At 70.6% G+C, this 7119-nt stretch carries 5 protein-coding genes and 2 tRNA genes; 4 read left to right on the plus strand and 3 right to left on the minus strand.

Annotated elements, in window-relative coordinates; genetic code table 11:
* Window positions 1-150: 150 nt before the first annotated feature.
* Window positions 151-223 (minus strand) — tRNA-Asn (locus tag EBH09_RS11510).
* 5 nt (window positions 224-228) lie between these two features.
* Window positions 229-301: transfer RNA gene (locus tag EBH09_RS11515), tRNA-Asn, on the minus strand.
* A gap of 148 nt (window positions 302-449) precedes the next feature.
* Here EBH09_RS11515 and EBH09_RS11520 point away from each other — a divergent pair.
* From EBH09_RS11520 to EBH09_RS11535, 4 genes are all read left to right on the plus strand, one after another.
* Window positions 450-755, plus strand: a complete 306-nt coding sequence (locus tag EBH09_RS11520) for a YtxH domain-containing protein (RefSeq protein ID WP_121746894.1) — start codon at window positions 450-452, stop codon at window positions 753-755.
* Between the two features lie 73 nt (window positions 756-828).
* Window positions 829-2283, plus strand: a complete 1455-nt coding sequence (locus EBH09_RS11525; RefSeq protein ID WP_121746895.1) for an FGGY family carbohydrate kinase — start codon at window positions 829-831, stop codon at window positions 2281-2283.
* A gap of 139 nt (window positions 2284-2422) precedes the next feature.
* On the plus strand, window positions 2423-4156 hold the full coding sequence (locus tag EBH09_RS11530) for an ABC transporter ATP-binding protein (protein WP_121746896.1): 1734 nt from the start codon (window positions 2423-2425) through the stop codon (window positions 4154-4156).
* Window positions 4156-6084, plus strand: coding sequence for an ABC transporter ATP-binding protein (locus EBH09_RS11535; RefSeq protein WP_121746897.1), 1929 nt, complete (start codon window positions 4156-4158; stop codon window positions 6082-6084). The genes EBH09_RS11530 and EBH09_RS11535 overlap by 1 nt, the downstream gene beginning before the upstream one ends.
* Before the next feature lie 40 nt (window positions 6085-6124).
* Here EBH09_RS11535 and EBH09_RS11540 read toward each other — a convergent pair.
* On the minus strand, window positions 6125-7119 hold a 995-nt coding region (locus tag EBH09_RS11540; RefSeq protein ID WP_153182646.1), incomplete at its 5' end, for an RNA polymerase sigma factor.

A 7119-nucleotide genomic window follows, 5' to 3' on the forward strand; every position in this document is an offset into this window, starting at 1 on the left:
GCGCCGTCTGCCGCAGCATAGCCGCTCATACGATCTCCTGCCTCGGATGGTCGGCTACCGCGACGCCTTCATGACCTTGAGGACTCCGCAGCGTGCCGCGCGGTTCCCGGACATGAAAAAGGACCCCCTGCGGGGTCCTCGTTCACCGTGCTCCCCCGACTGGACTCGAACCAGTAACCTGCCGGTTAACAGCCGGCTGCTCTGCCAATTGAGCTACGGAGGACCGAGCTCCTCGGACTGGACTCGAACCAGTAACCTGCCGGTTAACAGCCGGCTGCTCTGCCAATTGAGCTACCGAGGATTGACTCGTCGCATCGAACGCCTCCTCCTGGGTATTCGCCAGGGGGCACGCGCTCGCTGCGACACATACATTAGCGCAAGCAGGGGGGTGCTCCGCCAATCGGTACTCCCCGGCACCGGGGACCTAGGGCAAGGGAAGGGTGGCCGCCATGCGTTACCGGCTCACATTCGTCGTCGGACTCGCGGTGGGATACGTGCTGGGCACGAAGGCCGGTCGGGAGCGGTACGAGCAGTTGCGGAAGTCCGCCCGTCAGGTCGCGCAGAACCCCGCCGTGCGCAACACCGCCGAGTCGGCGGCCCAGCAGGGCAGGCACTTCGCCGACAAGGCGTACACCGCGGTGAGCGACAAGGTCGGGGACCGGATGCCCGACTCGGTGGCCCAGCGGGTCCGCTCCCTGCGCGAACGCAACACCAACGGCAGCGGAGCGGACGACTGGGGCACCAGCAACACCTGAGACGGGTGCTTCCGCCGGGTCTCGTGCCCCCACCGGGTACGGACACCGCTCGCGGTGCGGCAGAATTTTGGGCATGGGGATAGTCGCCGGGTTGGACAGTTCGCCCGATTTCACTCGTATCGTCGTCTGCGATTCGGACACGGGCGCCGTGCTGCGGCAGGGCTACGCGCCGCATCCGGTGGAGAGCCCCGAAGGCGGGGGCCGTCCATCGGACGTCGATCCGCAGGCCTGGCTGCTGTCCCTCGGAGAGGCCGCCGGCGGCGGCCTGCTGGAGGGCGTGCAGGCCATCGGCGTGTCCGCGCAGGCGAACTCGGTCGTGCCGCTGGACTCACAGGGCAACACCGTGCGCCCGGCCATGGTGGGCGGCGACAAGCGCTCCCAGGTGGCCGCGGCCGACCTGATCGACGCGCTCGGCGGGCGTGAGGCGTGGGCGCACGCCGTGGGCTCGGTGCCGCAGGCCGCGCAGCCGGTGACCAAGCTGCGCTGGCTGGCCCGGACCGAACCCGAGGCGGCCGCCCGGACCGCCGTGCTGCTCCAGGCCCACGACTGGCTGGTGTGGCAGCTGCTCGGGCGGCCGGTCCGGAGGACCACCGACCGGGGCGGAGCGTCCGGAACCGGTTACTGGTCGGCGGCGAGCAACGGCTACCGGCCCGATCTGGTCGAGATGGCGCTCGGACACCAGGTGATGCTGCCGGAGGTGATCGGCCCGGCCGACGCGGCCGGCACGACGCCGGAGGGCCTGCTGATCTCCGCCGGGACCGGCGAGACGCAGGCCGCCGCCTTCGGGCTGGGGATCGGACTGGGCGACGCGGTGGTGTCGCTGGGCGCCTCCGGGTCCGTCATGGCCGTGCACACCGAGCCGCTCGTCGACCAGTCCGGCATGATCACCGCCCTGGCGGACGCCACCGGCATGCACCTGCCCGTCGTCACCACCCTGAACGCCGTACGGACCCTGCGGGGCGCCGCCGAGCTGCTCGGCGTGCCGGACCTGGAGAGCCTGTCCGAGCTGGCGATGAAGTCGACGCCGGGCTCGCACGGGCTGGTGCTGCTGCCCTACCTGGAGGGCGAGCGCACACCGAACCTGCCGCACACCGCCGGCACGCTCGCCGGCCTGCGGCGCGAGTCGATGAAGCCCGAGCATCTGGCGCGGGCCGCTTTCGAGGGCATGCTGTGCGGTCTCGCCGACGCCCTGGACGTGCTGCGCGGCCGGGGCGTGGACGTGCGGCGGGTCTTCCTGCTGGGCGCGGCGGCCGAGCTGCCGGCCGTGCAGGCGGCGGCGCCCGCCCTGTTCGGGACGCGGGTCGTCGTACCGCAGCCGGCGGACTACGCCGCGATCGGCTCGGCCCGGCAGGCGGCCTGGGCGCTGGGCGTGTCCCAGGGCACGCTGGACCCCCGCACTCCCCCCGTCTGGCAGGGCGCGGTCGCGCAGGTGCTGGAGCCGGGCGAGGAGCTGGCGGTGGGGCAAGCGGTGCGCCAGCAGTTCGTGTCGGTGCGGGAGCAGACGCATCCGGGCGCGCTGCGCACGTGAGGAGCGGTCCCCGCGCCGCCCGTAAGGCCGGAAGTAGCGCGCTGTTGGGTTAATCGGTTGAGGTAACGCGGGTGGAGTGTTCGACGATAGGGGCCAGGGGCAACCAACCGTCCCTGTCACCGACTCCGAGAGACCCAGCGTGCTCATACGACTCCTGCGGACCTGTCTCAGGCCCTATCGAAAACCCATCGCCCTGCTGGTGGGGCTGCAGTTCCTGCAGACCTGCGCCTCCCTCTACCTGCCGACGCTGAACGCGGACATCATCGACGAAGGTGTCGTGAAGGGGGACTCCGGTTACATCCTGAGCCACGGCGCCCTGATGATCGGCATCTCGCTGGCCCAGGTCGTGTGCAACATCGGTGCCGTCTACTACGGCGCGCGGACCGCGGCCGCGGTCGGCCGGGACGTGCGGGGCGCGGTCTTCGACCGGGTGCAGTCCTTCTCGGCGCGCGAGGTCGGCGGCTTCGGCGCTCCCTCTCTGATCACCCGGACGACGAACGACGTGCAGCAGGTCCAGATGCTGGCTCTGATGACGTTCACGCTGATGGTGTCGGCGCCCATCATGTGCGTCGGCGGCATCGTGATGGCGCTCGGCCTGGACGTGCCGCTGTCCGGGGTGCTCGTCGCGGTGGTGCCGGTGCTGGCGATCTGCGTGACCCTGATCGTGCGGCGGCTGCGCCCGCTGTTCCGGGCCATGCAGGAGCGGCTGGACACGGTGAACCGGGTACTGCGCGAGCAGATCACCGGCAACCGGGTCATCCGCGCCTTCGTGCGGGACGAGTACGAGCAACGGCGCTTCCGGAAGGCCAACGCGGATCTGACCGAGGTGGCGCTGGGTTCCGGCAACCTGCTCGCGCTGATGTTCCCCGTGGTCATGACGGTGGTGAACGTGTCGTCGGTCGCGGTGGTCTGGTTCGGCGCCCACCGGATCGAGAGCGGCGAGATGCAGATCGGCGATCTGACCGCGTTCCTCGCCTACCTCATGCAGATCGTCATGTCCGTGATGATGGCCACCTTCATGTTCATGATGGTGCCGCGCGCGGAGGTGTGCGCCGAGCGCATCCAGGAGGTCCTGGGGACCGAGAGCAGTGTGGTGCCGCCGGTGGCGCCGGTCACCGAGCTGCGCCGGCACGGGCATCTGGAGCTCCGGGGGGCCGGTTTCCGCTACCCCGGTGCCGAGGAGCCGGTGCTCCGGCACATCGACCTGGTGGCCCGGCCGGGCGAGACGACCGCCGTCATCGGCTCCACCGGCAGCGGCAAGTCCACGCTGCTCGGGCTGGTCCCCCGGCTGTTCGACGCCACGGACGGCGAGGTGCTGGTCGACGGGGTGGACGTACGGACCGTCGATCCGAAGGTGCTGGCGAGGATCGTGGGGCTGGTGCCGCAGAAGCCGTATCTCTTCGCGGGCACGGTCGCCACCAATCTGCGCTACGGCAATCCGGACGCCACCGACGAGGAGCTGTGGCACGCGCTGGGGGTGGCGCAGGCCAGGGAGTTCGTGGAGCGGCTGGAGGGCGGGATCGACGCGCCGGTCTCGCAGGGCGGCACGAACGTGTCGGGTGGTCAGCGGCAGCGTCTCGCCATCGCCCGGACGCTGGTCCAGCGCCCGGAGATCTACCTCTTCGACGACTCCTTCTCCGCCCTCGACTACGCCACCGACGCCGCGCTCCGCGCCGAGCTGGGCCGGGAGACGGCCGAGGCGACCGTGGTGATCGTGGCGCAGCGGGTGGCGACCATCCGGGACGCGGACCGGATCATCGTGCTGGACGAGGGGCGGGTGGTCGGCGTGGGCCGGCACCAGGAGCTGATGGCGGACAACGAGACCTACCGGGAGATCGTGCTCTCCCAGCTGACGGAAGCGGAGGCTGCCTGATGGCCGGGCCTGCGGGTCGCATGATGGCCGGGGGCGGTCCCGACCAGCGTTCGATGGACTTCAAGGGGTCGGGCAAACGGCTCGTCGCCCGGTTCCGGCCGGAGCGGGTGGTCCTCTGCACGCTGCTGGCGTGCCTGGTCGTCAGCGTCGGCCTCAGCGTGATCGGGCCGAAGATCCTCGGCAGGGCCACCGACCTGGTCTTCGCGGGCATCGTCGGGCGGGACATGCCGTCCGGGGCCACGAAGGAACAGGTCCTGGACTCCATGCGCGAGCGCGGCGACGGCGACGTCGCCGACATGCTCCGCAGCACGGACTTCACCCCGGGCCAGGGCATCGACTTCGGTGCCGTGGGTGAGGTGCTGCTGATCGCGCTGGCGGTGTTCGCCGTCGCGGGGCTGCTGATGGCGGTGGCCACACGGCTGGTGAACCGCGCGGTCAACCGCACCATGTTCCGGATGCGGGAGGACGTGCAGACGAAGCTGTCGCGGCTGCCGCTGTCGTACTTCGACAAGCGGCAGCGCGGCGAGGTGCTGAGCCGGGCGACGAACGACATCGACAACATCCAGCAGACGCTGCAGCAGTCCATGGGCCAGCTGATCAACTCGCTGCTGACCATCATCGGCGTGCTGGCGATGATGTTCTACGTCTCCTGGATTCTCGCGCTGGTCGCGCTGGTGACGGTGCCGCTGTCGTACGTGGTGGCCACGCGTGTGGGCAAGCGGTCGCAGCCGCAGTTCGTGCAGCAGTGGCGCTCGACGGGACGGCTGAACGCGCACATCGAGGAGATGTACACCGGACACGCCCTCGTGAAGGTGTTCGGGCGCCAGGAGGAGTCGGCGAAGCTCTTCGCCGAGGAGAACGACGCGCTGTACGAGGCCGGGTTCAAGGCGCAGTTCAACAGCGGGATCATGCAGCCGCTGATGATGTTCGTGTCCAACCTGAACTACGTGCTCGTCGCGGTGGTGGGCGGCCTGCGGGTGGCCTCGGGCTCCCTGTCCATCGGTGACGTGCAGGCCTTCATCCAGTACTCCCGGCAGTTCTCTATGCCGCTGACGCAGGTCGCGTCGATGGCGAACCTGGTGCAGTCGGGTGTCGCGTCGGCGGAGCGGATCTTCGAGCTGCTGGACGCCGGGGAGCAGTCGGCGGACCCGATCCCGGGCGCCCGGCCCGAGGACCTGCGCGGGCGGGTCGAGCTGGAGCACGTGTCCTTCCGGTACGACCCGGAGAAGCCGCTGATCGAGGACCTGTCGCTGAAGGTGGAGCCGGGCCACACGGTCGCCATCGTCGGACCCACGGGCGCCGGGAAGACCACCCTCGTCAATCTGCTGATGCGGTTCTACGAGGTCTCCGGCGGGCGGATCACCCTCGACGGCGTGGACGTGGCGAAGATGTCCAGGGACGAGCTGCGGGCCGGCATCGGCATGGTCCTCCAGGACACCTGGCTGTTCGGCGGCACCATCGCGGAGAACATCGCGTACGGCGCGGCGCGGAAGGTGACGCGCGGGGAGATCGAGGAGGCGGCGCGGGCCGCGCACGCCGACCGGTTCGTACGGACGCTGCCCGACGGCTACGACACGGTGATCGAAGACGAGGGCACGGGGGTGAGCGCCGGTGAGAAGCAGCTCATCACCATCGCGCGGGCGTTCCTGTCCGATCCGGTGATCCTGGTCCTCGACGAGGCCACGTCGTCCGTGGACACCCGTACCGAGGTGCTCATCCAGAAGGCGATGGCCAAGCTGGCGCACGGGCGGACGTCGTTCGTGATCGCGCACCGGCTGTCGACGATCCGGGACGCGGACACGATCCTCGTGATGGAGAACGGGTCCATCGTCGAGCAGGGCGCGCACGCCGAGCTGCTGGCGGCCGACGGGGCCTACGCGCGGCTGTACCAGGCCCAGTTCGCGCAGGCCGTGGCGGAGGTGGAGTAGGGGAAGCAAGGGGGGGCAGGGGCCTGTCCACGCGGGCCGCTCAGTCCAGATAGCCCCTCAGCTGGTCCGCGAAGGTGTGGTCGCGGAGTTTGTTGAGGGTCTTGGACTCGATCTGGCGGATCCGCTCACGGGTCACGCCGAAGATGCGGCCTATCTCCTCCAGCGTGCGGGGGCGGCCGTCGACGAGGCCGTAGCGGAGCTGGACGACCTTGCGCTCGCGCTCTCCGAGGGTGGAGAGCACCGCGTCCAGGTGCTCGCGCAGCAGCAGGAACGCGGCCGACTCGACGGGGCTGGCGGCGTCGCCGTCCTCTATCAGGTCGCCGAGGGCGACGTCGTCCTCCTCGCCGACCGGGGCGTGCAGGGAGACCGGCTCCTGGGCGAGGCGCAGCACCTCGCCCACCCGCTCGGGGGCCAGGTCCAGGTGGGCGGCGACCTCCTGCGGGGTCGGTTCGTAGCCGCGTTCCTGGAGCATGCGCCGCTGGACGCGGACGACCCGGTTGATGAGTTCCACGACGTGGACGGGGACGCGGATGGTGCGGGCCTGGTCGGCCAGCGCCCGGGACATGGCCTGGCGGATCCACCAGGTGGCGTAGGTGGAGAACTTGTAGCCGCGGGCGTAGTCGAACTTCTCCACGGCCCGGATCAGCCCCAGGTTCCCCTCCTGGACCAGGTCCAGCATGGTCAGCCCGCGCCCGACGTACCGCTTCGCCACCGACACCACGAGCCGCAGATTCGCCTCGATCAGGCGCCGCTTGGCCAGGCGGCCCAGGACGACGAGCCGGTCGAGGTCCAGGGCGAGCCGGCTGTCCAGGTCGACGGCGAGCCGCAGCTTCTCCTCGGCGAACAGCCCGGCCTCCACGCGCCGGGCGAGGTCGACCTCCTCGGCCGCGGTGAGCAGCGGAATCCGGCCGATCTCCCGCAGGTACTGCCGGAACAGGTCGGAGGAGGGCCCGCCGGTCTCCGTACGGGTGGGCGGCGGCGGTCCGTCGGGCTCGGGGGCGGCGGGGTCGCCGGGGTGCTCGGCCGCGTCGAGGG

This window comes from Streptomyces sp. E2N166 (genome assembly GCF_003671715.1).
In the GTDB taxonomy this organism is placed as follows: Bacteria; Actinomycetota; Actinomycetes; order Streptomycetales; family Streptomycetaceae; genus Streptomyces; species Streptomyces thinghirensis.